This window comes from Stenotrophomonas sp. YJH_SMC_6 (genome assembly GCF_059371335.1).
In genome coordinates this window covers 38,758-65,109 of record NZ_JCAFUM010000010.1, presented here as the reverse complement: position 1 = coordinate 65,109, position 26,352 = coordinate 38,758, and the positions used below count along the sequence as shown (strand labels likewise).

The 26,352-nt window shown below is 67.8% G+C and carries 23 protein-coding genes; 13 read left to right on the top strand and 10 right to left on the bottom strand.

What is annotated here, in order from left to right:
* The first annotated feature begins 25 nt into the window (after positions 1 to 25).
* The 3 genes from AC5P9N_RS12665 to AC5P9N_RS12655 all read left to right on the top strand — a co-directional run bounded on the left by AC5P9N_RS12665 (position 26) and on the right by AC5P9N_RS12655 (position 4,324).
* Entirely contained in the window at positions 26 to 3,175 is a 3,150-nt protein-coding gene (locus AC5P9N_RS12665) for a multidrug efflux RND transporter permease subunit (RefSeq protein WP_164212684.1), read from the top strand.
* Positions 3,156 to 3,548, top strand: a complete 393-nt coding sequence (locus AC5P9N_RS12660) for a nuclear transport factor 2 family protein (RefSeq protein WP_049448951.1) — start codon at positions 3,156 to 3,158, stop codon at positions 3,546 to 3,548. Before AC5P9N_RS12665 ends, AC5P9N_RS12660 begins: the two co-directional genes overlap by 20 nt.
* Positions 3,549 to 3,631: 83 nt before the next feature.
* The gene (locus AC5P9N_RS12655) at positions 3,632 to 4,324 is read left to right on the top strand and encodes a COG3650 family protein (RefSeq protein WP_099484310.1); all 693 of its coding nucleotides are present in this window, start codon (positions 3,632 to 3,634) and stop codon (positions 4,322 to 4,324) included.
* Between the two features lie 154 nt (positions 4,325 to 4,478).
* On the opposite strand, the gene yeiP is transcribed toward AC5P9N_RS12655, so the two are convergent.
* The 5 genes from yeiP to AC5P9N_RS12630 form a co-directional block, all read right to left on the bottom strand.
* Positions 4,479 to 5,045: an elongation factor P-like protein YeiP gene (gene yeiP / locus AC5P9N_RS12650; RefSeq protein ID WP_005409468.1), complete on the bottom strand. Its 567-nt coding sequence runs from the start codon at positions 5,043 to 5,045 to the stop codon at positions 4,479 to 4,481.
* Between the two features lie 49 nt (positions 5,046 to 5,094).
* Positions 5,095 to 5,865, bottom strand: coding sequence for an SDR family NAD(P)-dependent oxidoreductase (locus AC5P9N_RS12645; RefSeq protein ID WP_099484311.1), 771 nt, complete (start codon positions 5,863 to 5,865; stop codon positions 5,095 to 5,097).
* A gap of 100 nt (positions 5,866 to 5,965) precedes the next feature.
* The gene (locus tag AC5P9N_RS12640; protein WP_099484312.1) at positions 5,966 to 6,862 is read right to left on the bottom strand and encodes a hydroxymethylglutaryl-CoA lyase; all 897 of its coding nucleotides are present in this window, start codon (positions 6,860 to 6,862) and stop codon (positions 5,966 to 5,968) included.
* Positions 6,859 to 7,260, bottom strand: coding sequence for a VOC family protein (locus tag AC5P9N_RS12635; RefSeq protein WP_495223836.1), 402 nt, complete (start codon positions 7,258 to 7,260; stop codon positions 6,859 to 6,861). The genes AC5P9N_RS12640 and AC5P9N_RS12635 overlap by 4 nt, the downstream gene beginning before the upstream one ends.
* A 2-nt stretch (positions 7,261 to 7,262) precedes the next feature.
* Positions 7,263 to 8,051 (bottom strand): enoyl-CoA hydratase/isomerase family protein, encoded by a 789-nt coding sequence (locus tag AC5P9N_RS12630; protein ID WP_005409472.1) that lies wholly within the window; start codon positions 8,049 to 8,051, stop codon positions 7,263 to 7,265.
* A 119-nt stretch (positions 8,052 to 8,170) separates the two neighbouring features.
* On the opposite strand from AC5P9N_RS12630, the gene AC5P9N_RS12625 reads away from it, so the two are divergent.
* From AC5P9N_RS12625 to AC5P9N_RS12615, 3 genes are read left to right on the top strand one after another with little or no spacing between them, the layout of a single operon-like run.
* Complete coding sequence (locus AC5P9N_RS12625) at positions 8,171 to 8,425, top strand: FeoA family protein (protein ID WP_005409473.1); 255 nt, start codon at positions 8,171 to 8,173, stop codon at positions 8,423 to 8,425.
* The gene (gene feoB, locus AC5P9N_RS12620) at positions 8,422 to 10,287 is read left to right on the top strand and encodes a ferrous iron transport protein B (RefSeq protein ID WP_005409474.1); all 1,866 of its coding nucleotides are present in this window, start codon (positions 8,422 to 8,424) and stop codon (positions 10,285 to 10,287) included. The genes AC5P9N_RS12625 and feoB overlap by 4 nt, the downstream gene beginning before the upstream one ends.
* Positions 10,287 to 10,541, top strand: a complete 255-nt coding sequence (locus AC5P9N_RS12615; protein WP_005409475.1) for a DUF6587 family protein — start codon at positions 10,287 to 10,289, stop codon at positions 10,539 to 10,541. The genes feoB and AC5P9N_RS12615 overlap by 1 nt, the downstream gene beginning before the upstream one ends.
* A 54-nt stretch (positions 10,542 to 10,595) precedes the next feature.
* On the opposite strand, the gene AC5P9N_RS12610 is transcribed toward AC5P9N_RS12615, so the two are convergent.
* The 4 genes from AC5P9N_RS12610 to AC5P9N_RS12595 form a co-directional block, all read right to left on the bottom strand.
* Positions 10,596 to 11,057: a DUF4304 domain-containing protein gene (locus AC5P9N_RS12610; protein WP_495223835.1), complete on the bottom strand. Its 462-nt coding sequence runs from the start codon at positions 11,055 to 11,057 to the stop codon at positions 10,596 to 10,598.
* A gap of 118 nt (positions 11,058 to 11,175) precedes the next feature.
* Positions 11,176 to 11,757, bottom strand: coding sequence for an NAD(P)H-dependent oxidoreductase (locus AC5P9N_RS12605; RefSeq protein ID WP_012480066.1), 582 nt, complete (start codon positions 11,755 to 11,757; stop codon positions 11,176 to 11,178).
* A 55-nt stretch (positions 11,758 to 11,812) separates the two neighbouring features.
* Positions 11,813 to 12,208 carry a MerR family transcriptional regulator gene (locus AC5P9N_RS12600; RefSeq protein WP_495223834.1) on the bottom strand — a complete coding sequence of 132 codons (396 nt, stop codon included), beginning with the start codon at positions 12,206 to 12,208 and terminating at the stop codon, positions 11,813 to 11,815.
* 4 nt (positions 12,209 to 12,212) lie between these two features.
* Positions 12,213 to 12,974 carry a 3-oxoacyl-ACP reductase gene (locus AC5P9N_RS12595; protein WP_414486345.1) on the bottom strand — a complete coding sequence of 254 codons (762 nt, stop codon included), beginning with the start codon at positions 12,972 to 12,974 and terminating at the stop codon, positions 12,213 to 12,215.
* Between the two features lie 90 nt (positions 12,975 to 13,064).
* Between AC5P9N_RS12595 and dapB the strand changes: the two genes are divergently transcribed.
* The 5 genes from dapB (at position 13,065) to AC5P9N_RS12570 (ending at position 20,008) form a co-directional block, all read left to right on the top strand.
* Positions 13,065 to 13,784 (top strand): 4-hydroxy-tetrahydrodipicolinate reductase, encoded by a 720-nt coding sequence (gene dapB, locus AC5P9N_RS12590; RefSeq protein WP_005409480.1) that lies wholly within the window; start codon positions 13,065 to 13,067, stop codon positions 13,782 to 13,784.
* A gap of 309 nt (positions 13,785 to 14,093) precedes the next feature.
* A complete protein-coding gene (gene carA / locus AC5P9N_RS12585) occupies positions 14,094 to 15,221 on the top strand; it encodes a glutamine-hydrolyzing carbamoyl-phosphate synthase small subunit (protein WP_005413213.1) in 1,128 nt (375 codons plus the stop codon).
* Positions 15,222 to 15,370: 149 nt separating this feature from the next.
* Positions 15,371 to 18,613, top strand: a complete 3,243-nt coding sequence (gene carB / locus AC5P9N_RS12580) for a carbamoyl-phosphate synthase large subunit (RefSeq protein WP_005409482.1) — start codon at positions 15,371 to 15,373, stop codon at positions 18,611 to 18,613.
* An 8-nt stretch (positions 18,614 to 18,621) separates the two neighbouring features.
* Positions 18,622 to 19,086 (top strand): transcription elongation factor GreA, encoded by a 465-nt coding sequence (gene greA, locus AC5P9N_RS12575; RefSeq protein WP_181453298.1) that lies wholly within the window; start codon positions 18,622 to 18,624, stop codon positions 19,084 to 19,086.
* A 4-nt stretch (positions 19,087 to 19,090) separates the two neighbouring features.
* The gene (locus AC5P9N_RS12570; protein WP_012480070.1) at positions 19,091 to 20,008 is read left to right on the top strand and encodes a hypothetical protein; all 918 of its coding nucleotides are present in this window, start codon (positions 19,091 to 19,093) and stop codon (positions 20,006 to 20,008) included.
* Between the two features lie 310 nt (positions 20,009 to 20,318).
* On the opposite strand, the gene AC5P9N_RS12565 is transcribed toward AC5P9N_RS12570, so the two are convergent.
* Positions 20,319 to 21,359 (bottom strand): DUF1176 domain-containing protein, encoded by a 1,041-nt coding sequence (locus AC5P9N_RS12565; protein WP_099484313.1) that lies wholly within the window; start codon positions 21,357 to 21,359, stop codon positions 20,319 to 20,321.
* Between the two features lie 145 nt (positions 21,360 to 21,504).
* Between AC5P9N_RS12565 and recJ the strand changes: the two genes are divergently transcribed.
* Positions 21,505 to 23,262 carry a single-stranded-DNA-specific exonuclease RecJ gene (gene recJ, locus AC5P9N_RS12560; RefSeq protein WP_099484321.1) on the top strand — a complete coding sequence of 586 codons (1,758 nt, stop codon included), beginning with the start codon at positions 21,505 to 21,507 and terminating at the stop codon, positions 23,260 to 23,262.
* Positions 23,263 to 23,406: 144 nt separating this feature from the next.
* On the top strand, positions 23,407 to 26,319 hold the full coding sequence (locus AC5P9N_RS12555) for a DUF2135 domain-containing protein (RefSeq protein ID WP_099484314.1): 2,913 nt from the start codon (positions 23,407 to 23,409) through the stop codon (positions 26,317 to 26,319).
* Positions 26,320 to 26,352: the final 33 nt, after the last annotated feature.

Below are 26,352 nucleotides of genomic sequence, written 5' to 3'. Positions count from 1 at the left end.
GCCGGTCCCTCCAGGAAAATCCAACATGGCACGTTTCTTCATCGATCGCCCGGTGTTCGCCTGGGTGCTGGCGATCTTCATCATCCTGGCCGGTGTGCTGGCGATCCCGCGGCTGGCGGTGGAGCGCTATCCGGCGGTTGCCCCGCCCAGCGTCAGCATCTACGCCAGTTACCCGGGTGCGAGCCCGCAGACGCTGAATGACGCGGTGGTCGGCCTGATCGAGCGCGAGCTGTCCAGCGTCAAGCACCTGCTGTACTTCGAGTCGTCGGTGGACACGTCCGGCGAAGCCTCGATCACCGCCACCTTCAAGCCGGGCACCAACCCGGAGCTGGCGCAGGTGGACGTGCAGAACCGGATCAAGGCGATCGAGCCGCGCCTGCCGCGCAGCGTGCGCCAGAACGGCCTGTTCGTGGAGGCCGCCGATTCCGGCTTCCTGATGCTGGTCGGTCTGCGTTCGCCGGATGCCAGCGTCAGCGAGGCCGCACTGGGCGACTTCATGGCGCGCAACATCATCGAGGAGCTGCGCCGCATCGATGGCGTCGGCCGGGTGCAGCTGTTCGGTGCCGAACAGGCGATGCGCGTGTGGCTGGACCCGACCCGGTTGACCGGCTATGGGCTGACCATGGGTGACGTGGCCGCTGCCATCGAGCAGCAGAACCTGGAGATCTCGCCGGGGCGCATCGGCGATTCTCCGGGTGTTCCGGGCCAGCGCATCACCGTGCCGCTCAGCGCCGATGGCCAGTTGTCCACGCCGGAACAGTTCGCTGCCATCGTGCTGCGCGCCGGGGCCGACGGCTCGCGGGTGGTGCTGGGCGATGTCGCCCGCGTCGAGCTGGGCGCGCAGAGCTATGCCTGGGGCACCCGCGAGGATGGCCATCCGGCCACCGCCGCCGGCGTGCAGCTGCGTCCTGGCGCGAACGCGGTTCGCACCGCGTCGGCGGTGCGCGAGCGCATGGCCGAGCTGGCGCCGCTGCTGCCGCGCGGCGTGGAATCGAGCATTCCGTTCGACACCGCGCCGTTCGTCAAGATCTCGATCCAGAAGGTGGTGCAGACGCTGCTGGAGGCGATGCTGCTGGTGTTCGCAGTGACGTACCTGTTTCTGCAGAACTGGCGCTACACGCTGATTCCAGCGCTGGTCGCACCGATCGCGTTGCTGGGCACCTTCGCGGTGATGCTGGCGCTGGGCTTCTCGATCAACGTGCTGACCATGTTCGGCATGGTGCTGGCAATCGGCATCATCGTCGACGACGCCATCGTGGTGGTCGAGGGCGTGGAACGGATCATGGCCGAGGAAGGCCTGCCGCCGCGCGAGGCCACCATCAAGGCGATGCGCGAACTGACCGGTGCGGTGATCGGCATCACCCTGGTGCTGACTGCGGTGTTCATTCCGATGGCGCTGGCCAGCGGCTCGGTGGGCGCGATCTACCGCCAGTTCACCGTGGCGATGGCGGTATCGATCCTGTTCTCGGCGCTGCTGGCATTGAGCCTGACGCCGGCGCTGTGCGCGACCCTGCTGCGCCCGAACACCCATGGCCACCATGGTCGGGGCGGTCTGTTCGGCGCCTTCAATCGTGGCTTCGAACGGATGACCGGGCGTTACCAGCGTGGTGTGGCGTCGGTGCTGCAGCGGAGCGGGCGGGTCATGGGCGTGTTCGCGGCTCTGGTGGCGGCGCTGCTGCTGGGCCTGCACTGGCTGCCGGGCGCCTTCCTGCCGGAAGAGGACCAGGGCTACTTCATGACCTCGATCCAGCTGCCGGCCGAAGCCACCGCCGAACGCACGCTGGCCGTTGTCGAAGCCTACGAACGGCACGTGGCGTCACGCCCGGGCATCGGCTCCAACCAGTCGATCCTCGGCTACAGCTTCTCGGGTTCCGGCCCGAGCGCGGCGCTGACCTACACCATGCTGAAGGATTGGGGCGAGCGTGCAGGGGCTACCGCGGCCGGCGAAGTGGAGGCCGCGCAGAAGGCGATGGCGACGATTGCCGAGGGCGAGGTGATGAGCGTAATGCCGCCGGCGATCGACAGCCTGGGCCGTTCGTCCGGCTTCTCGCTCGCCCTGCAGGCGCGTACCGGGCAGAGCCAGGCCGAACTGCGTGCGGCCCTGCAGCAGCTGCTGAAGCTGGCCGAGGCCAGCCCGCTGCTGTCGGAGGTGCATGCCGATGGCCTGCCGGCAGGTACCAGCGTGCGGCTGGACATCGACCGCGCCAAGGCCGAGGCGATGGGCGTGGGGTTCGAGCAGATCAGCAGCACGCTGTCGGCGGCGATGGGCTCGCAGTACGTCAACGACTTCTCCAACAAGGGGCGGCTGCAGCAGGTGATCCTGCAGGCCGATGCACCCCACCGGATGGAGCTGGAGGACGTGCTGAAGCTGTACGTGCGCAACAGCGAAGGCGGCATGGTGGCGTTGTCGGAGCTGGTGACGCCGCACTGGACCGAGGCGCCGCTGCAGCTGCAGCGCTATCTCGGCTTCCCGGCGCTGAACCTGTCCGGTGCACCGGCCTCCGGCGTGTCGACCGGCCAGGCCATGGCGGAGATGGAGCGGTTGGCGGAGAAGCTGCCGTCCGGTTTTGCCCTGCAGTGGACCAGCCAGTCGCTGCAGGAGCGGGAGTCCGGTGCGCAGGCGCCGTGGTTGCTGCTGTTGTCGATGCTGGTGGTGTTCCTGGTGCTGGCGGCACTGTACGAGAGCTGGTCGATCCCGCTGGCGGTGATGCTGGTGGTGCCGCTGGGCCTGCTCGGTGCGGTTGCTGCGGTGCTGTTGCGGGGCATGCCCAACGACGTGTTCTTCAAGGTCGGCATGATCACCGTGATCGGGCTGTCGGCGAAGAACGCGATCCTCATCGTCGAGTTCGCGCGCCAGCTGCAGCAGCAGGGTCGCGGCCTGGTTGAAGCGGCGTTGGAGGCGGCGCGGCTGCGCCTGCGGCCGATCGTGATGACCTCGTTGGCATTCGCGCTGGGCGTGGTGCCGCTGATGCTGGCGCAGGGCGCGTCGAAGGAAACCCAGCAGGCGATTGGAACCGGTGTGTTCGGCGGCATGGTCAGTGCGACGGTGCTGGCGGTGTTCTTCGTGCCGGTCTTCTATGTAGTGGTGCAGGGCACGCGGCAGTGGATCGCGCAACGCCTGCGCAGGCGCCGGCCGATGCCGGAAGGATCCGTGGATGGAACGGGACATCGTTGAAGACCTGCATGAGCGGCAGTTGGCAGCGCTGGAACAGCGCCTGCGGCAGGCATTGCTGGATGACGACCACGATGCGCTGACCGCGCTGGTATCGCCGGCATTGTTCATGATGGACGGGCAGGGCGGGCGCTTGCTCGACCTGCCTTGGCTGGGCGACTGGCTGGCCGGAAACCTGCAGGTGCGCAGCCTGCAGTCGTACGCGGTGGAAACGCTGCTGTGCGGACGCCTGGCATTGTTGTCCAGCGACGTGCGCTTGTCGGTGCGCGGGCAGGGCCAGGAGCGCGAGCTGAAACTGCGCCTGCTGCGGGTGTGGACCTGCAGTTCCGGCGAAAGCGGCGCGCAGCTGTTGTCGATGGCGGTACTGGCCGCATGAGCGCGGTCAGGCCGCTTTCAGGCCCCGCTCACCGACAGGTGGTAGGGTCGAGCCTCTCTGTAGTGTCGACAAGGAGTCGAGCCATGCGTGTAGTTCCCAGTCTGTTGGCAGCCTCCCTCGGGTTGGTGCTGGCCGCGTGCCAGCCGGCCCAGCCGCCCGCCGCAGGCGGCAATGACGCCCCGCCTGCCGCGCCGCAGCCGAGCGCCAGCACCGAAGGTGGCAGCGAGACCGCCTACCAGTGTGGTGATCTGAGCGTGCGCGCGACCTTCAATGGCGAGGATGCGGCCACGGTGGTGATCGGCGAACGCACCTTCGCCATGACCTCCGAGCGTGCGGCGTCGGGTGCCAAGTACGGCGATGGCAAGGGCAACAGCTTCTGGACCAAGGGCAGCGATGACGGCCTGTTGAGCCTGAAGGGCGAAGCCGATCGCGAGTGCCATGCGGTCGAAGCCACTGAAGGCGATGGCAGCGCCGGCAATGCCGCATTCCGTGCCACCGGCAATGAGCCGGGCTGGCTGGCGGTTGTCGACGGCGACACGCCGGGCCTGCAGGTGGAAGTGGATTACGGTGAGCGTCGTTTCGATGTCGCCAAGCCCACCGCAGGTGCTGACGGCTGGAGTGGCAAGGCGTCTGATGGCACCGACGTCAAGCTCAGCTTCCAGCGCACGACCTGCCAGGACGACATGAGTGGCGAGGCGTTCGATGCCAAGGTGAACCTGACCATCGGCACCCGCCAGTACCACGGCTGCGGCAATTTCGGCGCGAAGCAGCCGTAAGCTACCTGTAGAGCCGAGCCACGCTCGGCTGCAGTCCCTGTCCAACGCACAGCAGCCGAGCGTGGGCTCGGTGCTACACGACTGCTACATCCGATGGCCTGCCTGCGGCGAACGCGCCGCAGGCAGGGACAGGCAGCCGATCAGCGCGAGGCGCTTAGTCGGCACGGCCCGCGAATTCGCCGGTGGCGGTGTTCACCAGCACGCGTTCGCCGTTGACGATGTACTCCGGCACCATGATCTCGATGCCGGTGTTGAGCTTGGCCGGCTTCGGGCGCTTGGTGGCGGTGCCACCCTTCAGTTCCGGCGGCGTCTCGATCACTTCCAGCACCACCGAGGCCGGCAGCTGGATCGCCACCGGCTGCTCGTCGATCACCTGCACGTAGATGCCGGTCAGGCCATCGGTGATGTAGCCGGCGTCATCGCCGATCACGTCCGCGTCCAGGGTGTAGGGGGTGTAGTCCTCGTCATCGAGGAACACGAACGCGTCGCCGTCCTTGTACGAATAGGTGGACTGGCGGCGCAGCAGTTCGACCTCGACCAGGTTGTCGTCGGCATCGAAGCTGGCATCGAGCTTGTTGCCGCCCGGCACGCTGTACATGATGAAGCGGAAGCGGACGTTGCCGCCGCGACCCTGCGGCGAGCTGCGCTCGATGTCGCGGATCTGGTACACGCCGTTGTTGTACTCGACGACGTTGCCCTTCTTGATGTCGTTGGCTTTCATGGTGATCTAGGTCGTTGGGGGAGGGCGCCGTCCCGGCGCCCGTGGGGAATCACTTCGGAGCGAGGCGGGTAGCGCCGTCCAGGCGGATGGTCTCGCCGTTGAGGTAGGTGTTGCCGAGGATGAAGCCGACCAGGCTGGCGAAGTCTTCCCGCTTGCCCAGGCGCGACGGGAACGGAATCGAGGCGGCCAGCGACTGCTGCACGGCTTCGGGCATGCCGTCGACCATCGGCGTCCAGAACACGCCTGGAGCAATCGTATTGACGCGGATGCCGAAGCGCGACAGTTCGCGTGCCATCGGCAGCGTCATCGAGACCACGCCGCCCTTGCTGGCGGCATACGCGGCCTGGCCGATCTGGCCTTCATAGGCGGCGATGCTGGCGGTGTTGATGATCACGCCGCGCTCGCCGTCGGTGCCGGCCTCGTTGTGCTGCATGCGGTTGGCAGCGGCCTTTGCAACGTTGAAGCTGCCGACCAGGTTCACCATCACCGTGCCCTGGAAGCCGGCCAGCGGCATCGGGCCTTCCTTGCCCAGCACGCGGCCGGCGCCCAGGATGCCGGCGCAGTTCATCGCCACGTTCAGGCCGCCGAGGAAATCGTGGGCCTGGTCGATGGCCGCGGTCACCGCCGCCTCATCGCTGACGTTGACGTTGAAATAGCGGGCCTTGTCGGCACCCAGCCCGGCAATGGCGGCAGCGCCCTTGTCGTCGTTGAGGTCGAACAGGGCCACCTTGCCGCCCTGGGCGACGAGGTGCTGGGCCACGGCCAGGCCGAGGCCGGAGACGCCGCCAGTGATCACGGCACGTACGGAAGACAGCTGCATTGAACGGTCCTGCAGGTTCGAGAACCGCCGATTCTAACGGAAGCCGCGACCGCCGCTGTTGTGCACTGCGCCGCCTTTGCGGGGCGGCGCAGTGCGGCGGTCAACCGGCGGCGGCCAGCGCCTGCCCGGTGCGGCTGGCGGTGGCGCGGCCGAGCAGGCCGGCCAGCCAGCGGCCGGTCTCGGCCAGTGCCGGCAGGTCCACGCCGCTGTCCAGGCCGAGGCCCTGCAGCAGGTAGACCACGTCTTCGCTGGCCACATTGCCGCTGGCGCCCTTGGCATACGGGCAGCCACCGGCACCCGACACCGCACTGTCGACCACGCGCACGCCTGCTTCCAGGCAGGTGGCGATGTTGGCGATGGCCTGGCCGTACGTATCGTGGAAGTGCACGGCCAGTGCTTCCATCGGAATCTCGGCAGCGACCGCCTTCAGCATCGCCCGTGCCTTGCGTGGGGTGCCGACGCCGATGGTGTCGCCCAGCGAGATTTCGTAACAGCCCATCTGGTGCAGGGCGCGTGCAACGCGCACCACATCAGCCAGCGGCACTTCGCCCTGGTAGGGGCAGCCGAGCACGGTGGAGACGTAGCCGCGCACGCGCACGCCATCGGCGGAAGCACGGCGCAGGATCGGTTCAAAGCGGGCCAGCGACTCGTCGATGCCGGCATTGGTATTGGTGCGGTTGAACGCCTCGGAGGCGGCGGTGAACACCGCCACTTCCTCCACGCCCACCGCACGGGCGCGGTCGTAGCCTTGTTCGTTCGGCACCAGTACCGGGTAGTGGATGCCGGGCCGGCGCTGGATGCCGGCGTAGACCTCGGCGGCATCGGCCAGCTGCGGGATCCACTTCGGGCTGACGAAGCTGGTCGCCTCGATGCTGCGCAGGCCGGTGGCCGACAGGCGGTTGATCAGTTCGATCTTGTCGCCGGTGGAGACCGACTGCTTTTCGTTCTGCAGGCCGTCACGCGGCCCGACCTCGACGATGCGGACGTAGTCGCTCATGCGGTTGCCCCATTGGCAGGGCGGTGGCAGTCCGCCTCGATGTTGTTGCCATCCGGGTCCAGCACGAAGGCGCCGTAGTAGTCCGGGTGATACCACGGGCGCAGGCCCGGGGCGCCGTTGTCGCGGCCACCGGCGGCGAGGGCGGCGGCATGGAAGGCGTCCACCTGGTCGCGGCTGGCGCAGGCGAAGGCCACATGCACGCCATGGCTGGCGGTGCCGCCATTGCCAAGCCAGAAGAACGGCTTGCCGTCGCTGCCGAAGCCGATGTGGTCGTGCGCGCCGGTCTGTTCGGCGGTCACTTCCATCACCACGCCGATCTGCAGTGGCGCCAGTGCCTGCAGGAAGAAGGCCTTGCTGCGCGCCAGGTCGGCGCTGGTCAAACCAAGATGATCGAGCATGTTCAGGCTTCCGTGACCCAATGGGGGGCGCGCTTGTCGAGGAAGGCGCCCAGGCCTTCCTGGCCCTCTGCCGACACCCGCAGGCGCGCGATCAGGGCGGCATTATCGCGATCCAGGGTGTCGCGGTCATGGCTGTCGCGGACCTGGCGGACCAGTTGCTTGGCGGTGGACGAGGCGATCGGGCCGGCCTTGTCGAGCAGGGCCAGCTGGCGTTGCACGGCCTCGTCCAGGCGTTCGGGCTCGACCAGCTGGTGGACCAGGCCGATGCGCAGCGCGGTGTCGGCGTCGAAATGCTCGCCGGTGGCGAACCAGCGACGGGCCTGGCGCGGGCCGATGGCTTCGATCACATAGGGCGAGATCACCGCCGGCAGCAGGCCCAGGCGGCTTTCGGTCAGGCCGAAACGGGCCGAGGTGCTGGCGATGGCGATGTCGCAGCAGGCGACCAGGCCGACGCCGCCACCGAAGGCCGCGCCGTGGACCCGGGCCAGGGTCGGCTTGGGAAGCTCGTCCAGGGTGCGCATCAGCCGGGCCAGGGCCAGCGAGTCCTCGCGGTTATCGGCTTCGCTGGCTGCCGCCATGCCGCGCATCCACTGCATGTCGGCACCGGCCGAGAAGGAGGCGCCGTGGCCGGCCAGCACCACCGCGCGCACCGAAGCATCGTGGCCGGCGGCCTCCAGTGCGGCGGTCAGCCGGGCGATCAGCCCGGCGTCAAAGGCGTTGTGCAGCTCCGGCCGGTTCAGCCAGAGGGTGAGGACGGCGCCGCTGCGCTCGATCTGCAAAGCATCGTTCATGGGATTCCAGGGTCACTCCATACCTGTATGGATCATAGCGGGCCATTGGTCATGGGCCATGACGCGACGCGGGAATGTTAGAATCGAGAACCATTTACATCCAGCAGAGAACACGCTAGATGACGCTGTCCGAACTGCCGCTGCACACCTCGGCCGTGGTCGAGTCCGTGCAGGACCTGCATGCCAACGATGCCATCGCCCGTCGCCTGCGCGAGCTGGGTTTCGTGAAGGGCGAGGAAGTGCGCCTGGTGGCCAAGGGTCCGGTTGGGGGAGAGCCGCTGCTGGTGCAGGTCGGGTTCACCCGTTTCGCGCTGCGGATCAGTGAAGCCAAGCGGGTCGTGGTCGACGCCGCCAGCCAGGAACGACGCGCATGACTGCTACTGCCACTACCGCCCCCCTGCGCGTTGCGCTGGTCGGTAACCCCAACAGCGGCAAGACCGCACTGTTCAACCAGCTGACCGGCAGCCGGCAGAAGGTTGCCAACTACACCGGCGTCACCGTCGAGCGCAAGGAAGGCCGTCTGCGTGCGCCGTCCGGCCGCGAGTTCGCGGTACTCGACCTTCCGGGCGCCTACAGCCTGCATCCGGCCAGCCTGGACGAGGCGATCACCCGTGACCTGTGCCGGGGCTTCTACCCGGGCGAAGCCGCGCCGGATGTGCTGCTGTGCGTGATCGACGCCACCAACCTGCGCCTGCACCTGCGCTTCGCGCTGGAACTGCGCGAGCTGGGCAAGCCGATGGTGGTGGCGCTGAACATGGTTGATGCGGCCCAGCGCCGTGGCATCCAGGTGGACGTGGCCGCGCTGGAGCGCGAGCTGGGCGTGCCGGTAGTGGAGACCGTGGCGGTGCGCAAGCAGGGCGCCAGGGCCCTGGTCGAACGCCTGGATGCGATGGTCCCGCACCTGGATGCACCGGTGCCGGGCCCGGAAGGTGGCATCGATTACCACGCCAAGGTGCGCGAGATCCTGTCGGTGGCCGTGCGCATGCCGGCGCGGACCGCGAAGATCGACGACGCGCTGGACCGCTGGCTGCTGCACCCGGTGTTCGGCCTGGTCAGCCTGGCGGTGGTGATGTTCCTGATCTTCCAGGCCGTGTACGCCTGGGCGACGCCGCTGATGGACGCCATCGAGGCCGGTTTCGCCTGGCTCGGCGCCTTCGTCGGCAGCGTGCTGCCGGAAGGCCCGCTGGCCAGCCTGCTGACCGACGGCATCATCGCCGGTGTCGGTGGCGTGGTGGTGTTCCTGCCGCAGATCCTGATCCTGTTCTTCTTCATCCTGGTGCTGGAGGAATCCGGCTACCTGCCGCGTGCGGCGTTCCTGCTCGACCGCATGATGGCCGCTGCCGGCCTGTCCGGTCGCTCGTTCATCCCGCTGCTGTCCAGCTTCGCCTGCGCAGTGCCGGGCATCATGTCCACGCGCAGCATCCAGGACCCGCGTGACCGCCTGGCCACGATCCTGGTGGCGCCGCTGATGACCTGTTCCGCACGCCTGCCGGTGTACGCGCTGCTGATCGGTGCGTTCATTCCGCAGAAGACGGTATGGGGCGTGTTCAACCAGCAGGGCCTGGTGCTGTTCGGCCTGTACGCGGCCGGCATCCTCAGCGCGCTGGCGATGTCGTGGATCATGAAGAAGTGGCGCCGCGACAAGAGCGAGCATCCGCTGATGCTGGAATTGCCGTCGTACCGCCTGCCGCACGTGCGTGACCTGGCGGTCGGCCTGTACGAGCGCGGCATGATCTTCCTCAAGCGCGTTGGCGGCATCATCCTGGCGCTGACCATCCTGCTCTGGGTGCTGTTGTCGTTCCCGGCAGCGCCGGCGGGGGCCACCATGCCCGCGATCGATTACAGCTACGCCGGCCAGATCGGCCATGCGATGGCGGCATTCTTCGCGCCGCTGGGCTTCAACTGGCAGATCTGCATCGCGCTGATCCCGGGCCTGGCCGCGCGTGAAGTGGCGGTGTCTTCACTGGCCACCGTGTATGCGCTGTCGGCAGCCGATGACGATGCCGCCAGCCAAGCACTGACCCCGCTGATCAGCGATGGCTGGTCGCTGGCCACCGCACTGTCGCTGCTGGTCTGGTACATCTACGCCCCGATGTGCATCTCGACGCTGGCCACCATCAAGCGCGAGACCAACTCGTGGAAGCAGATGGGCTTCGCTGCGTTCTACCTGTTCGCGGCGGCCTACGTGGCCGCCCTGATCACCTACCAGGTGACCAGGGCGCTGGGAGGCGGCTGATGGATGCCGGCCTGCTGATCCAGTACCTGATCATCGCGGTGGCCGTGCTGGTCAGTGCCTGGGTGGTGCTGAAGAAGCAGTTCCCCGGTACCGTGCGCAAGCTGCGCGGTGCGTTGGCGCTGGCCCTGCTGAAGCCGGGCCGTGCTGCCTGGCTGCAGGCGCTGGGGCGGAAGGTCGCGCCGCCGGCGAGCGGGAGTGGTGGCGCCTGTGGCGGTTGCGACAGCTGCGGGCCGACTCCGCCGAAGCGGCACTGACGCTGCTTCTCCTGCGCTGGTGGGTGCGAACCTTGGTTCGCACGCTTCCGGGGTTCAGACCTCTCTGCGGATGATCGCCCGGAAGCGTCCATCCCGATTCAATCGCCGCACCGATTCCCGGTTCCCATGGGCTGCCGCGAAGCCGGCCACGTCGGCAAGGGCATCGAGCAGCAGGCCTTTCAGTCCGTCGCGGTTACCAGCCTGCAGCAGGTCTTCAAGATCCTGCTGGATGAAGGCCCGGCGCAGGCCTGGTGTCTCTTCGATCCGCCAGTCGACGTGGGGCGTGGGAATGCTGGAGCGGTACCTGAAAGCCGTTTCAAGATCGTCAGGTGCGAGGGGATGCTCGAGCAGCTCTGGAAAGTAGAGTCCAGCATTCACATAGAAACCCCGGCTTTCGCTGGCACGCTGGTGATTCACGACAAGCAGGGCGTCATCCAGCAAGCGGTAGCGGGTAGTCGTGGTCCCGGCAAAGCCGGTCTTCCTGGCGCACTTGCTGAAGACAGTCGAGGATTTCATGGGCTTTGCCCGGGCCGGAACAGGGGGGGCACAGCCTTGAGGCGCGGTGCCTGGCGGTCAATTGGCAAACGCGACACGCGGAACACTGGCCACCATTTCATCCACGCATGGCGTGGATCTACCAGGCGCGTGAGCCCAGGTCCGCCGCCAGCGCCAGCCACTTGCTGCGTTGTGCCGCTGTACTGCTGCGTACAGCGCCAAGGCGGCTGACACGCACCGGGCGGATGCCGCAGAACTGCAGGATGGTGGCGCGGATCTGGGCGACGCCCGGGTCGCGGTAGATCCAGCGGTAGTACCAGGGCGGCGTATCCAGCGTGGTGATCACCCGCGCGCTGCGCCCGGCCAGCAGCCGGTCCCACCACACCGAATCGCGCCGGTAGCGGAAGGCGTACCCCGGCAGCAGCACGCGATCGAAGAAGCCCTTCAGCAGTGCCGGCATCGCGCCCCACCAGGTGGGGTAGACCAGCACCAGGTGATCGCAGGCCTCGATCGCTTCCGCGGCGTCCTGCAGGTCGGCTTCCAGCGGCTGGATCTGACGGTAGCCGTGGCGCAGTACCGGGTCGAACTGGAGGTCACCCAGCGCGATCAGGCGTACCTGGTGACCGGCGTTCTCGGCGGCGGTGGCGTAGCGCTGGGCGAGGGCGCCGCACAGGCTGTCGCGGTCGGGATGGCCGAGCAGGATCAGGATGGAACGGGACACGGCAACCTCGGGCAATGGAAAGTGCGCGAGGTTGGGGTCTGCCCCAGGGGCAGAGTCAAACCGGGGTGGTGCAGCCGCTGGGTTCCAGGATGCAGTCGCCGCTGCCGGAGTGCAGCCACTGCTGCAGTTCGTCGCTGACCAGCTGCAGGTCGCGCTCGACCTTTGCCAGCCGCATCCGCTCGTCGGCGATGCGGCCGCGCTGCTGCTCCAGCAAGGCCAGTACCGCTGGCCAGTCGAGCCGTCCATCGCGGCCCTGCAGGCGTGAGATCGCGGCCAGGGTGATGCCCAGCCCCAGTGCCTGACGGATCAGCTGCACCCAGGCCACGTCCTGTTCGCTGTAGTCGCGATAGCGGTTCAGGCGTGGCACCGGCGGCAGTAGTCCGCGCGCCTCGTACAGGCGGATGGCCTTGGCACTGGCGCCGGTCAGGCGGCTGACTTCGGAGATGCGCATCGACTCAGTCCCGCACCAGCCCGCCATCGACCACCAGGTTCTGACCGGTCACCGCGCGCGACCAGGGGCTGGCGAAGAACAGCGCGGCATCGGCGAACTCGGCCGGCGTGGTGACGCTGCGCAGTGGCGTGTTGGCGGCGATGTAGTCGAACACTGCTTCCGGGGTGGCGGCGCTGGCATCGGTGGTGCGCAGCAGGCCGCCCGACAACATGTTCACGGTGATGCCATGCGGGCCGAGGTCGCCGGCCAGGGTACGGGTCAGCGACAGCAGTGCGGCCTTGGCGGCGGTGTAGTCGTGATAGGGCACCACCGGATTCTGGAACAGGTTGGTGCCGATGTTGATCACCCGACCGAAGCGACGGGCCTGCATGCCGGGCAGGGCGGCCTGCACGGTGTTCAGCGCGCCGCGCACGCTGCCCTCGAACTGCGCCTGGAACGCCGGCCAGCCGATGTCGGCGGCGCCGTCGCGGGCATCACCATTGAACGAGAACGCTGCCAGTGCGTTGTTGACTACGGTGGTGACGCCCTGGCCGAAGTGGGCGAGGGCGTGCTGCAGCATTGCATCGACCTCGGCGCGCTCAGTGACATCGGCCGGCAGCGCGATCGCCTGTCCGCCCAGCTCGGCAGCCAGAGCACGTGCAGCGCCTTCGCTTCGGTGGTAGTTGATGATGACGCGCGCGCCCTGCGCGGCGAAGGCGCGGGCGATGTGCTGGCCAAGTCCGCGCCCGGCACCGGTGACCAGCACCAGCTGTTCACTGATCTGCATGAGGGAACTGCCATCCATTGCATGAAAGGGCATGCAGCGTAGCAGCGATGGCGCTTGCCGGAGCGGGCGTGCTGCCGCTAGCCTGCAGGCATGAACCAGACTCCCCTGCGATTGCTCATCCACGGTGCCTCCGGGCGCATGGGCCAGGCCCTGCTGCGGCTGGCCGCCGAACATCCCGAAACCCTGCAGATCGCCGCTGCGGTGACGGGTCGTGCGCCGGCCCAGCGCGTGGTCGATGGCGTACCGTTCTTCGCGGCCAGCGAGCTGCCCGGTGCGCCGGCATTCGACGTGGCGATCGACTTCAGCCTGCCGGAGGGTTTCGACCCGATGCTGGCACTGTGCGTGGAACGTGGTGCGGGGCTGGTCTCGGGCACTACCGGCATCTCCAGCACGCAGCGCCAGGCGCTGGAGGCGGCGGCGGCGAGGATCCCGCTGGTCTGGGCCTCGAACTTCAGCCTGGGCGTGGCGGTGCTGGACGAGCTGGTCGAGCGCGCGGCGCAGGCGCTGGCCGGCTGGGACTGTGACATCGTCGAATCGCACCACACCCAGAAGAAGGACGCGCCGTCGGGCACTGCACTGACCCTGGGCGCGGCCGCGCAGCGGGGCGGGGCAGAGCCGCACTACGCCAGCCTGCGTGCCGGTGACATCGTGGGCGAGCACCTGGTGCAGTTCACCGGTCTGGGCGAGCGCATCGAGCTGGTGCATCGGGCCACCAACCGCGACATTTTCGCCCGCGGCGCCCTGTTCGCCGCCCGCCAGCTGCAGGGCCGCGCCCCGGGCAGCTACCGGGTACGGGACCTGCTGCAGTAAGGCGGTAGTGCCGGTCGCTGGCCGGCAGCTTCCGGGCGCCCGAAGGCGTGGGGATAGCCGGCCAGCGGCCGGCACTACCAGGCGGCGGACCGCGCATACGCCGCCGGATTGAAATGAATGCGCAATCGCCCGTTCATGAAGCGCGATAACCGCTGGCGCGAGCGCCCCGGCAGCGCTACAATTCGCACTCGCCGAATCACGAAAGCCGGACCGGTCCCAGACCGCACGTCCGCGCTTTTTTGCAACCGGATTTCCGTGAAGCGCAGGCGTGACTTCGGCAGCCCCCTCGGTAGCCAAAGTGAGATTCCCGTGACCCAAGCCGCAATCCTCGTCCTCGAAGACGGCACCGTATTCGAGGGCGAATCCGTAGGCGCGCCCGGCCTGTCCGTCGGTGAGGTGGTGTTCAACACCGCCATGACCGGCTACCAGGAAGTGCTGACCGACCCGTCCTACGCCCGGCAGATGGTCACGCTGACCTATCCGCATATCGGCAACACCGGCATGACCGACCAGGACAATGAAGCGTCCAAGGTGTGGTCGGCCGGCCTGATCGTGCGCGATGTTCCGCGTCGCCCCAGCAACTGGCGCAGCCAGGTGTCGCTGCAGGACTGGCTGATCCAGCGTGGCGTGGTTGCCATCGCCGGCATCGACACCCGCAAGCTGACCCGCATCCTGCGCGAGAAGGGCGCGCAGAACGGTGCGCTGATGGCCGGCGACATCGACGTGGAAAAGGCACTGGAAGCCGCCCGCAAGTTCCCGGGGCTGAAGGGCATGGATCTGGCCAAGGTCGTCACTACCGAGAAGACCTACACCTGGACCGAGGGCCAGCTGGACCTGGATGCCAATGCCTTCGTCAGCGTGCCGGCCAAGTACAAGGTCGTGGCCTACGATTTCGGCGTGAAGACCAACATCCTGCGCATGCTGGCCGAGCGCGGCTGCGAAGTGACCGTGGTGCCGGCACAGACCCCGGCCGCCGAAGTGCTGGCGCTGAAGCCGGATGGCGTGTTCCTGTCCAACGGCCCGGGTGACCCGGAACCGTGCGACTACGCCATCGAAGCGATCAAGACCTTCATCGACGTGAAGATCCCGACCTTCGGCATCTGCCTGGGCCACCAGCTGCTGGGCCTGGCCTCGGGCGCGCAGACCATGAAGATGGGCCACGGCCACCACGGTGCCAACCACCCGGTGCAGGACCTGGACAGCGGCCGGGTGATGATCACCTCGCAGAACCACGGCTTCGCGATCGATGAAGCGACCCTGCCGCCGACCCTGCGCGTGACCCACCGCTCGCTGTTCGATGGCACCAACCAGGGTGTCGCCCGCACCGACGTGCCGGCGTTCTCGTTCCAGGGCCATCCGGAAGCGTCGCCGGGCCCGACCGATGTCGGCCCGCTGTTCGACCGCTTCGTGGTGCTGATGGAGCAGGCCAAGGCGTGATCAGTACGCCGCCGGCCCCCCGGTGGCGTCGCGATGGACCGTAAACCCCGCATCGCTGCTGCCCCTGGCGCGGCGCTGCGGTTCAAGATTCCTGATCGACAGCGTGCGATCACTCCCCCTTGTCACGCTGTACTGACTTAGAGAAGAAAATGCCCAAGCGCACTGACCTCAAGACCATCCTCATCATCGGTGCTGGCCCGATCGTCATCGGCCAGGCCTGCGAGTTCGACTACTCCGGCGCCCAGGCCTGCAAGGCCCTGCGTGACGAGGGTTACCGCGTGGTGCTGGTCAACAGCAACCCGGCCACGATCATGACCGACCCGGAGATGGCCGATGCCGTCTACATCGAGCCGATCAACTGGCAGACGGTCGAGAAGATCATCGCCAAGGAAAAGCCCGATGCGCTGCTGCCGACCATGGGTGGCCAGACCGCGCTGAACTGCGCGCTGGACCTGGCCGACAATGGCGTGCTGGAGAAGTACAACGTCGAACTGATCGGCGCCAAGCGCGAAGCGATCCGCATGGCCGAAGACCGCGAGCTGTTCCGCGTGGCCATGGGTGAGATCGGCCTGGAATGCCCGACCGCCGCCGTCGCCCACACCCTGGACGAAGCGCTGGAGATCCAGACCCGCGTCGGCTACCCGACCATCATCCGCCCCAGCTTCACCCTGGGCGGCAGCGGTGGCGGCATCGCCTACAACCGCGAAGAGCTGGTCGAGATCGTCAGCCGTGGCCTGGAACTGTCGCCGACCACCGAAGTGCTGGTGGAAGAGTCGGTGCTGGGCTGGAAGGAGTTCGAGATGGAAGTGGTCCGCGATACCGCGGACAACTGCATCATCGTCTGCTCGATCGAAAACCTCGACCCGATGGGCGTGCACACCGGTGACTCGATCACCGTGGCGCCGGCGCAGACCCTGACCGACAAGGAATACCAGCGCCTGCGCGATGCCTCCATCGCCGTGCTGCGCAAGATCGGCGTCGATACCGGTGGCTCGAACGTGCAGTTCGGCATCAACCCGAAGACCGGCCGCGTGGTCGTCATCGAGATGAATCCGCGCGTGTCGCGTTCCTCGGCGCTGGCGTCCAAGGCCACCGGCTTCCCGATCGCCAAGGTCGCCGCCAAGCTGGCCGTGGGCTACACCCTGGACGAACTGAAGAACGAGATCACCGGCGGCCTGACCCCGGCCTCGTTCGAGCCGTCCATCGATTACGTCGTCACCAAGATCCCGCGCTTCGCCTTCGAGAAGTTCCCGGCCGCCGACGCCCGCCTGACCACCCAGATGAAGTCGGTGGGCGAGGTGATGGCGATGGGCCGTACCTTCCAGGAGTCGGTGCAGAAGGCCCTGCGTGGCCTGGAAACCGGCAAGGTCGGTTTCGACCCGACCGGCCTGGACCTGGGCAACGAAGACGACCTGCAGACCCTGCGCCGCGAACTGAAGGCACCGGGTCCGGAGCGCCTGTTCTTCGTCGCCGATGCATTCCGCGCCGGCATGAGCGTGGACGAGATCTACGCGCTGTCGTTCATCGACCACTGGTTCCTGGACCAGATCGAGGAAATCATTGCTGCCGAAGCTGACGTCGCCGCCGGTGGCATCGACGCACTGGACGCCGCACGCCTGCGCAAGCTGAAGCGCGCCGGCTTCTCCGACGCCCGCCTGGCGCAGCTGACCGGCACCAACGAAGCCGCCATCCGCGCGCTGCGTCGTGCGCACAAGGTGCGCCCGGTCTACAAGCGCGTGGACTCCTGTGCCGGTGAATTCTCCACCGGTACCGCCTACCTCTACTCGACCTACGAGGACGAGTGCGAGGCCGCGCCGAGCAACCGCGACAAGATCATGATCCTGGGCGGTGGCCCGAACCGCATCGGTCAGGGCATCGAGTTCGACTACTGCTGCGTGCATGCGGCACTGGCGCTGCGCGAGGATGGCTATGAAACCATCATGGTCAACTGCAACCCGGAAACCGTGTCGACCGACTACGACACCTCCGACCGCCTGTATTTCGAACCGCTGACCCTGGAAGACGTGCTGGAAATCGTCGAGCTGGAACAGCCGAAGGGCGTGATCGTGCAGTACGGCGGCCAGACCCCGCTGAAGCTGGCGCGCGCGCTGGAAGCCAACGGCGTGCCGGTGATCGGTACCAGCCCGGATTCGATCGACCTGGCCGAGGACCGCGAGCGCTTCCAGCAGCTGGTCGACAAGCTGGGCCTGAAGCAGCCGCCGAACCGCATCGCCCGCAACGACCAGGAAGCGCTGCTGCTGGCCCGCGAGATCGGCTACCCGCTGGTGGTGCGCCCGAGCTACGTGCTGGGCGGCCGTGCGATGGAAATCGTCTACGGCGAAGCCGACCTGGCCCGCTACGTGCGCGACGCGGTGAAGGTGTCCAACGATTCGCCGGTGCTGCTGGACCGCTTCCTCGACAACGCCGTCGAGTGCGACGTCGACATCATCGCCGACAAGGAGGGCAACGTCTTGATCGGTGGCGTGATGGAGCACATCGAAGAAGCCGGCGTGCACTCGGGCGATTCCTCGTGCTCGCTGCCGCCGTACTCGCTGTCGGCTGAAACCCAGGCCGAGCTGCGCCGCCAGGTGGTGGAGCTGGCCAAGGCCCTGAACGTGGTCGGCCTGATGAACACCCAGTTCGCGATCCAGACCAGCGACGAAGGTGCCGACACCATCTACCTGCTGGAAGTGAACCCGCGTGCCTCGCGCACCGTGCCGTTCGTGTCCAAGGCCACCGGCATGCCGCTGGCCAAGATCGCGGCGCGCTGCATGGCCGGCAAGAGCCTGGCCGAGCAGGGCGCGACCAAGGAAATCGTGCCGGACTATTACTCGGTGAAGGAAGCGATCTTCCCGTTCGCCAAGTTCCAGGGCGTCGACCCGATCCTCGGGCCGGAGATGCGCTCCACCGGTGAGGTGATGGGCGTGGGCCGCAGCTTCAACGCCGCCTTCGCGCGTGCGCAGGAAGCCGGTGGCATCAAGGCACCGCCGGTCGGCAAGGCCTTCGTTTCGGTCCGCGATCCGGACAAGAAACGCGTGCTGCCGGTGGCCAAGGCGCTGCTGGCGCGTGGCTACAGCCTGGTCGCGACCCGTGGCACCGCCGCGTGGCTGCAGCAGCACGGCATGGACTGCGAGATCATCAACAAGGTGGTCGAAGGCCGTCCGCACATCGTCGACTCGATCAAGAACGGCGAGATCGTCTACATCGTCAACACGACCGAAGGTCGCTCGGCGATCAACGACTCGTTCTCGATCCGTCGCGAGGCGCTGCAGCATCGCGTCACCTACTCGACCACCATTGCCGGCGCCAAGGCGCTGGTGGATTCACTGGAATTCCGCGGCACCGGCCCCGTCTGGTCGCTGCAGGAGCTGCACAAGGAGTTGAATGCATGAGAGCCCCCATCACGATGAAGGGCGCGCAGAAGCTGCGCGACGAACTGGATCACCTGAAGTCGGTCAAGCGCCCCAAGGTGATCGCCGCCATCGCCGAAGCACGTGAGCATGGCGACCTGAAGGAGAATGCCGAGTACCACGCCGCGCGCGAGGAACAGGGCTTCATCGAAGGCCGCATCAAGCAGCTCGAAGGCGAGCTGTCGCACGCCGAGATCATCGACGTGAGCAAGCTCAATGCCGGCTCCAAGGTGGTGTTCGGCGCCAGCGTGACGCTGGCCGACGTGGAAACCGACGAAGAGAAGAAGTACCAGATCGTCGGTGACCTGGAGGCGGACATCAAGCAGGGCCTGATCGCGATTTCCTCGCCGGTGGCGCGCGCGATGATCGGCAAGCTGGAAGGTGATTCGATCGTGATCGACGCCCCGGCCGGCCAGCGCGAGTACGAGATCGTCAGCGTCAGCTACGTGGACTGACCCGGTGGCAACGGCGACCCTGCTGTTGCCGGCACGCAGCCGCTTTGCCGCGGCTGCGCTGCCGGACGATGTGGCGCGCGCGCTTGGCCGCGCCACGACGGTGCAGGTCGCACCGGGTGAACGCGCGCAGCTGACGCGCCATTTCACGGTCGCCGCGCCGCAATGGCCGGTGGCCGCGTTGACCCGCCAGCGCGACGTCGGCGATGCCGCTGGCGCCAGCTGGCTGCGTGCCGATCCGGCCTGCATGGTGCCGGACATGCATGGCGCGCGGATGATGGCCTACGGCGAAACGCTGCGACCGACCCTGGCCGACTGCCTGGCCCTGCTGCCGGTGCTGCAGCCGTTGTTCGCCGATGCCGGATTCGTGCTCGACGCACCGGACCCTTCGCGCTGGTACCTGCGCCTGCCGATCGACCTGGCCCTGCCGGACTTCGACAGTCCGGACGAGGTGCTGGGCGATGACCTGTTCTCGCACCTGCCGGAAGGCGAGGTCGGCCGCCGTTGGCGGGCGCTGATGACCGAAGCGCAGGTACTGCTGCACAACCATTCCTGGAACCAGCAGCGCGCCGCGCAGGGACAACAGCCGATCAATTCGCTGTGGTTCTGGGGTGGTGGCGTGATGCCGGTATCGGTCAGCACGCCGCATGCGCAGGTGCGCAGCCGCGATGCGCTGCTGCAGGGCCTGGCTCTTGCGGCTGGCGTAGCCGTGGATGGCGAGCAGGCGGTCGATGCACTGGTTGATCTGCGCCAGCTGCGCTCGCTGCAGCAGCTCGGCAACGATGCGATCCGTCCGCTGCTGGCCGCGCTGAAGCGCGGCGAGCTGCAGCGGCTGGTGCTGGATTTCGAGGACGGCCTGCAGTTCCAGCTGGATCGCGGACAGCGCTGGCAGTTCTGGAAGAAGCCGCGCCAGCTTCACGACTGATCGGGGCCTCTGCCGTGCGGGGTCGGATCCGTTTTCCTAGGGAAAACGGCTCTGACCCCATTTTGTCTATCGATATCTGAAAGATGTGTCGACCAAGGTCGACACCTACCAGCAGCGGCGTGAACCTGTCGAAGGTGGGGCGGTGTCGGATTGCGGGGTGTCAGCCGCATGGATGCGGCTGCCAAGCCTACAGGTACGTACTTGCGGCGTCCCCGCAATCCGACACCGCCCCGCCAACCCACGGACTCCCCGCTGTTGCTGTTGCTTCGGATGTTGCTTCGGCAGGTGCAGGGCGCAGCCCTGCAAACAATCACCTCACCGTGCTGACCACGGTCGGCAGCTGCCAATGCCCTCCGGCCACGCCGCGGCACTGCCCGGTGGTGAACTCGCCGCTCTTCACAAATCGCGCGCCATCCCAGGCCCAGTCGTGGCCGGAGAAGCAGTCACCGATGCCGCGTCCACGGAAGCGCCCGCGCAGCGTCGCGTCATCGCGATCAAAGTCCTCCGCGTTGGAGGTCACGAACTTCGCCTGGTACGGCGCCTTGTCCTGCACTACCCAGTAGCCGCTGCTGAAGTTGTAGGCACCCATGAAGCAGCTGGTGCTTGCCAGTACATGCCGGGCGTCCAGTCGCTGGATCTCGATCTCATCTGTCCCGCCCTCGCTCAGGCGGGCGCACTCATCCGGCTTCGGCAGGCTGGCGATCAGTGCTTTGCGCAGGCCCGGTGCGTTCGCCAGTGCCGCGTCCGAGGCGCGCGGTGCCACCAGCGCGCCGCGCATGATCACTGGCACCGGCAACGCCGCAGGCACGCTCGCTTCGGGCTTGTCGCCACGCCGCACCAGCGCACCGGGCGTGCCCAGCCGGCCCTGGGCCTCGTCCATCTTCAGCAGTACGGCCGCTGCACCGCTGTCGGAGATCGGCCACGCCTTGCCCTTGCCGTCGATGATGTCGATGCGTGCGTGGCGTGGCAGCGCGGCGACCAGCGCATCGGTCTGTCCCTGCTGCAGCAGTACTTGATCTCCGTCGCCGGTGTCGCGCACCGGGCCCAGGTCCTTGCCGTTCAGGCGCAGGCGCAGCGCCCCGGTCGGCGTCGCGCTTTCGCCATCCTCGCCATTGCGCAGCCGCGCGAGCACCTTCGTACCCGGGCCGCCCGCGCGTTCCAGCATCAGGCTGAGCAGATTGCCGGATTGTTCCGGACTGTAGCCGGCGGCGCGGCAGGTGCGGGTGTTGTCACAGGCCAGCGACCAGTCGTTGTGCTGGAACTGCACGCCGGCCTTCGGTTCGGGCGTGGCGGCGTGGGTGGCCGGGGCCAGGGCGAGGCCCAGCAGCGCGGGAAGGAGCGTGCGATGCATGCGTTGAAGTCCATTTCCGGGCCGACAAGCATGGAAGATAGGCTGGCAGATTCCAAATGCCGGCGATCGGGGTGGAGCCTCCTGCGGGCAGCGAGATCCGACCCCGCGCTATCATGGGGACGTCTTCCGCAACCCGGCGATGCCGATGTCCCTTGCCGCCGATGCTGCGCCGCCGTCCTCTGATACGCCGATGATCCGCCGCCGCGATGCGGTCGTACCGGGCAGCTGGCCAGACGGCACGCTGCCACTGCTGGCGCGACTCTATGCCAGCCGCGGCGCCGGTACGCCAGAGCTGGCACTGCCGAAGCTGGGCAGCCTCCACGCGCCGGAGCTGCTGACCGGCATCGATGATGCGGTGGGTCTGCTGATCGAGGCCATCGCCAACGACAAGCGCATCCTGGTGGTCGGCGATTTCGATTGCGATGGCGCCACCGCCTGTGCGGTCGGCGTGCGGGGCCTGCGCATGCTCGGCGCGCAACACGTCTTCCACGCGGTGCCGAACCGCATGGTGCACGGCTACGGCCTGTCACCTTCTCTGGTGGAGGAGCTGGCCGCGCTGCAGCCGGACCTGCTGGTTACGGTCGACCACGGCATCGCCTGCCATGCGGGCGTGATCGCGGCGAAAGCGCGGGGCTGGCAGGTGCTGGTCACCGACCATCACCTTCCCGGGCCGCAGCTGCCGCCGGCCGATGTCATCGTCGATCCCAATCTCGACGGTGATGCGTTCCCCAGCAAGTCGCTGGCCGGTGTCGGTGTGATCTTCTACGTGCTGATGGCGCTGCGCCGGCACATGCGCGAGGCCGGCGTCTTCGCCGATGGCAAGGGGCCGGACCTGACCACGCTGCTGGACCTGGTGGCGGTCGGCACCGTCGCCGACCTGGTGGCGCTGGATCCGAACAACCGGGCACTGGTCAGCGCGGGCCTGCGCCGTCTGCGCGCGGGGCAGGGCTGCGTCGGCCTGCGAGCGCTGATCGAAGCCAGCGGCCGTGATGCGGCGCGGCTGACCGCCACCGACATCGGCTTCGCGCTCGGCCCGCGCCTGAATGCCGCGGGCCGGCTGGAAGACATGGCGCTGGGCATCGCGCTGTTGCTGACCGAAGACCCGCGCCAGGCGCGGGAGATCGCGCAGACGCTGGAGCAGATCAACTCGGAACGCCGCGCGGTGCAGCAGGCGATGACCGATGACGCCGAGCAGGCGTTGACCCGCGTGGTGCTGGACATGGCCGGTCAGCGACCGGTGGCGGCCTGCCTGTTCGATGCCGACTGGCATCCAGGCGTGGTCGGCCTGGTCGCATCGAAAATGAAGGATCGCCTGCATCGCCCGGTGATCGCCTTCGCCCCGGCCGAACCCGGCGCCGACACCCTGCGCGGCTCGGCGCGCTCCATTCCCGGCCTGCACATCCGTGACGCGCTGGCGTTGGTCGATGCGCGCCATCCGGGCCTGATCGAGCGCTTCGGTGGGCATGCCATGGCGGCCGGGCTGAGCATGCGGCTGGATCACGTCGATGACTTCAAGGCCGCCTTCGTCGCCGTGGTGCTGGAGATGCTCGATCCGGCCGCATTGCAGCAGCAGGTGCTCAGTGACGGCGAACTGGCGGCGGATGAGCTGGACCATCGCCACGCCGATGCGCTGCGCCTGGCCGGGCCGTGGGGGCAGGGTTTCCCCGAGCCACTGTTCGACGGCCACTTCGAAGTGGCCAACTGGCGAGTACTGAAGGAACGCCACCTCAAGCTGGAACTGCGCCTGCCGGGCGTACCCGGCACGATCAACGCCATTCATTTCGGCGGCTGGCACGGCAACGCGCCATCACGTCACGTCCACCTGGCCTACCGACTGGCCTGCGACGACTACCGTGGCGGCAGCGCCATCCAGCTGATCATCGAACACTGCCTGCCCGCCTAGAAAAAGGGGACGGAGGGGATTAAGCCGCTTTTGCCTTGTTTGCCAATTGCGACTTAATCCCCTCCGTCCCCTTTTTGGGGCCCCGCCAACCCCGTTACGGTTGCTGGTGCGTTCAACGATCCACGATCCCACTGGAGTCCGGTCATGGTCTTCGCCCGTTGCTGCACTGTGTTGTTGCTGGCCCTTGCGGCCTGGCCCGCTGGCGCGCAGTCGCCGCCGATCTCCCGGCCGCAGGCCAGCACGCCGTTGCTGATTGCCCCGGCTGCCGAGCAGGCGGTCCAACTGCGACACGCCCGCATCGAAGGCGAAGTCCAGGCCGGCGTCGCCCAGACCCGGATCTCCCTGGAATTCCACAACCCGAACCGGCGCGTGCTGGAGGGTGAGCTGCAGTTCCCGCTGAGCGATGGTCAGCAGATCAGCGGCTTCGCGCTGGATATCAACGGCGAGATGCGTGACGCGGTGCCGGTGCCCAAGGACCGCGGCCGCCAGGTGTTCGAGGAGATCGCCCGTCGTGGTGTCGATCCGGGCCTGCTGGAACAGACCGCCGGCAACCAGTTCCGCCTGCGCGTCTACCCGCTGCCGGCCGGTGGCAGTCGGCGTGTGCAGCTGGTGATCCGCGAACCGCTGGCCTTCGCCGGCCAAAGCTGGCAGTGGACGCTGCCGCTGCAGTTCGCCGCCGGTGCAGCCTCGGTTGAACTGAAGGTGCATGCTCCCGACGCGACCACCGCAGGTACTGCGCCATTCCGCATCAGCGCGGGCCAGCTGCAGTGGCAGGGCAAGGGTGCGCAGCTGCCGAAGCAACTCCAGTGGAACCTGCCGGCAGCCCGCCACGCACAGTTGCAGGTGGCGCCCTGGCAGGATGGGCACTACCTGTTGGCACAGCTGCCGGTGGCGGCCAGCAGTACACCCCGCACGTTGCCCAGCGAGATCGGCCTGCTGTGGGACGGCTCCGGTTCGGCGGGGCTGCGCGATCGCACGCGTGAGTTCGCCCTGCTGGATCGCTATTTCGCCGCGCTGGGTGACGGCACCGTGGCCTTGACCGTACTGCGCGATCGCGGCGAGCCGGTGCGTCGATTCCGTATCCGCGCCGGCAACTGGAACGAGCTGCGCGCAGCGTTGCAGGCGGTGCGCCCTGACGGTGCCAGCGCGCTGGCGCAGTGGCAGTCGCAGCCGGGCGTGAAGGAATACCTGCTGGTCAGCGATGGACTGTTGACCTACGGCCCGGAACAGCTGCCGGCGATGGCGCCGGATCAACGCCTGTTTGCGGTCAGCAGCGCCGGTGCGCGCACCGATGCCGTGCGACTGCGTGGTTGGAGCGAAGCGCGTGGCGGCCGCTTCGTTGCGCTGGGCGAGGATGTCGATGCGGCGGCGCGCGAGCTGCTGTCGTCGTCGCTGGATGTGCAGGTCGATGCGGGGCGCGGCGTGCAGGACGTGGTGATCGATCGTCGCAGTGAAGCCCAGGGCTGGCTGTGGCTGCACGCACGACTGGCGGCCGACGGAGTGCCGATGCGGGTGCGCGTGGGTGGCGGCGAATGGCAGGCGCTGCCCGCCACGCAGAAGAGCAACGACGGTGAACTGCTGGCGGGCTTGTGGGCGCAGGCGCGCCTGCAGCAGCTGGCTGCCGACCGCCGTGGCAACCGCGAGGCGATGCAGCGGCTGTCGCAGCAGTTTGGCCTGGTCGGCCCGGACACCTCGCTGATCGTGCTGGAGACGTTGGAGGACTACCTGCGCTATGCGATCCGCCCTTCGGGCACGCTGCGCGCCGGGTACGACGCCAGGTTTGCAGTGCAGGTAAGAGATCGCGCCGCTGCTGATCGCCAGCGCCTGGATGAGGTGGCGGCACGCTGGAAGGAGCGCCAGCAGTGGTGGAGCCGCAGCTGGCCGAAGGGTGTGCCACCGCAGGCGAAGGGCGGGGCACTGGAAGTGGCCTCGGCGGACCATGCGATGGAATCGGCGCCGGTGGCAATGCTCGCCGCGCCGGCCCCTGCGGCACCGCCTGCCCCGGCACCGATGGCCGCCGCCGCCGAGCAGCGCATGGAAGCCAGCAGCGCGCGTGCACGTCGCTCGGCGCCTGCATCGAACAAGGCCCTGGATTCAATTACGGTCACTGGTGGCCGTGTCGCTGCGCCCGCTGCCGCCAACGAGGGCGAGCTCGGTATCCAGCTGGCGGCCTGGCAGCCGGACTCGGCCATTGCCCGGCGCCTGCGCCAGGGCCCGGCGTCGCAACTGTATGACCGCTACCTGGCCGAGCGCGATGCGCATGCCGACAGCAGCGCGTTCTTCCTCGACGTGGCCGACCTGCTGCTGGAGCAGGGTCAGCGCGACCTGGCACTGCGCGTGCTGTCGAACCTGGCCGAGATGGACCTGGACAACCGCCACCTGCTGCGCGTGCTCGGTTACCGGCTGATGCAGGCTGATGCCCCCGCACTGGCCGTGCCGGTGTTCGAGCAGGTGCTGGCGATGGGCCAGGAAGAGCCGCAGAGCTTCCGCGACCTGGGCCTTGCACTGGCCGCGGCCGGCAAGCCGCAGCAGGCGCTGGCGCCGCTGTACCAGGTGGTTGTGCGGCCGTGGGACAGCCGCTTCGATGGCATCGCCCTGATCGCACTGGATGAACTGACCAACCTGGTGGCCCGCAGCACGCCCCGGCTGGATACCACCAGTATCGACCCGCGCCTGCTGCAGGCGATGCCGCTGGACCTGCGCGTGGTGCTGTCGTGGGATGCCGACAACAGCGACATGGATCTGTGGGTGACCGACCCGAACGGCGAGCGTGCGTACTACGGCAACCGCCTGACCTACCAGGGCGGGCAGATGTCGCAGGATTTCACCGGTGGCTATGGTCCTGAGCAGTTCTCGCTGCGCAACGCCAAGCCGGGCAAGTACAAGGTGGAAGCGAATTACTTCGGCAGCCGCCAGCAGCTGGTGACGGGTGCGACGACCCTGATGCTGCGCCTGACCACCCATTGGGGTACGGCCAAGCAGAAGGACCAGATGGTGACGATGCGGTTGAAGGACCGCGCCGAGACTGTGCTGGTGGGCGAGTTCGAGGTGCGGTAGTGCCGGGCCATGCCCGGCGGCTGCACAGCCGGG

Excerpts from the sequence above, each read along its gene's own strand:
- AC5P9N_RS12665 (WP_164212684.1), top strand. The coding sequence starts at position 26 with ATGGCACGTTTCTTCATCGATCGCCCGGTGTTCGCCTGGGTGCTGGCG.
- AC5P9N_RS12660 (WP_049448951.1), top strand. The coding sequence starts at position 3,156 with ATGGAACGGGACATCGTTGAAGACCTGCATGAGCGGCAGTTGGCAGCG.
- AC5P9N_RS12655 (WP_099484310.1), top strand. The coding sequence starts at position 3,632 with ATGCGTGTAGTTCCCAGTCTGTTGGCAGCCTCCCTCGGGTTGGTGCTG.
- yeiP (WP_005409468.1), bottom strand. The coding sequence starts at position 5,045 with ATGAAAGCCAACGACATCAAGAAGGGCAACGTCGTCGAGTACAACAAC.
- AC5P9N_RS12645 (WP_099484311.1), bottom strand. The coding sequence starts at position 5,865 with ATGCAGCTGTCTTCCGTACGTGCCGTGATCACTGGCGGCGTCTCCGGC.
- AC5P9N_RS12640 (WP_099484312.1), bottom strand. The coding sequence starts at position 6,862 with ATGAGCGACTACGTCCGCATCGTCGAGGTCGGGCCGCGTGACGGCCTG.
- AC5P9N_RS12635 (WP_495223836.1), bottom strand. The coding sequence starts at position 7,260 with ATGCTCGATCATCTTGGTTTGACCAGCGCCGACCTGGCGCGCAGCAAG.
- AC5P9N_RS12630 (WP_005409472.1), bottom strand. The coding sequence starts at position 8,051 with ATGAACGATGCTTTGCAGATCGAGCGCAGCGGCGCCGTCCTCACCCTC.
- AC5P9N_RS12625 (WP_005409473.1), top strand. The coding sequence starts at position 8,171 with ATGACGCTGTCCGAACTGCCGCTGCACACCTCGGCCGTGGTCGAGTCC.
- feoB (WP_005409474.1), top strand. The coding sequence starts at position 8,422 with ATGACTGCTACTGCCACTACCGCCCCCCTGCGCGTTGCGCTGGTCGGT.
- AC5P9N_RS12615 (WP_005409475.1), top strand. The coding sequence starts at position 10,287 with ATGGATGCCGGCCTGCTGATCCAGTACCTGATCATCGCGGTGGCCGTG.
- AC5P9N_RS12610 (WP_495223835.1), bottom strand. The coding sequence starts at position 11,057 with ATGAAATCCTCGACTGTCTTCAGCAAGTGCGCCAGGAAGACCGGCTTT.
- AC5P9N_RS12600 (WP_495223834.1), bottom strand. The coding sequence starts at position 12,208 with ATGCGCATCTCCGAAGTCAGCCGCCTGACCGGCGCCAGTGCCAAGGCC.
- AC5P9N_RS12595 (WP_414486345.1), bottom strand. The coding sequence starts at position 12,974 with ATGCAGATCAGTGAACAGCTGGTGCTGGTCACCGGTGCCGGGCGCGGA.
- dapB (WP_005409480.1), top strand. The coding sequence starts at position 13,065 with ATGAACCAGACTCCCCTGCGATTGCTCATCCACGGTGCCTCCGGGCGC.
- carB (WP_005409482.1), top strand. The coding sequence starts at position 15,371 with ATGCCCAAGCGCACTGACCTCAAGACCATCCTCATCATCGGTGCTGGC.
- AC5P9N_RS12565 (WP_099484313.1), bottom strand. The coding sequence starts at position 21,359 with ATGCATCGCACGCTCCTTCCCGCGCTGCTGGGCCTCGCCCTGGCCCCG.
- recJ (WP_099484321.1), top strand. The coding sequence starts at position 21,505 with ATGTCCCTTGCCGCCGATGCTGCGCCGCCGTCCTCTGATACGCCGATG.
- AC5P9N_RS12555 (WP_099484314.1), top strand. The coding sequence starts at position 23,407 with ATGGTCTTCGCCCGTTGCTGCACTGTGTTGTTGCTGGCCCTTGCGGCC.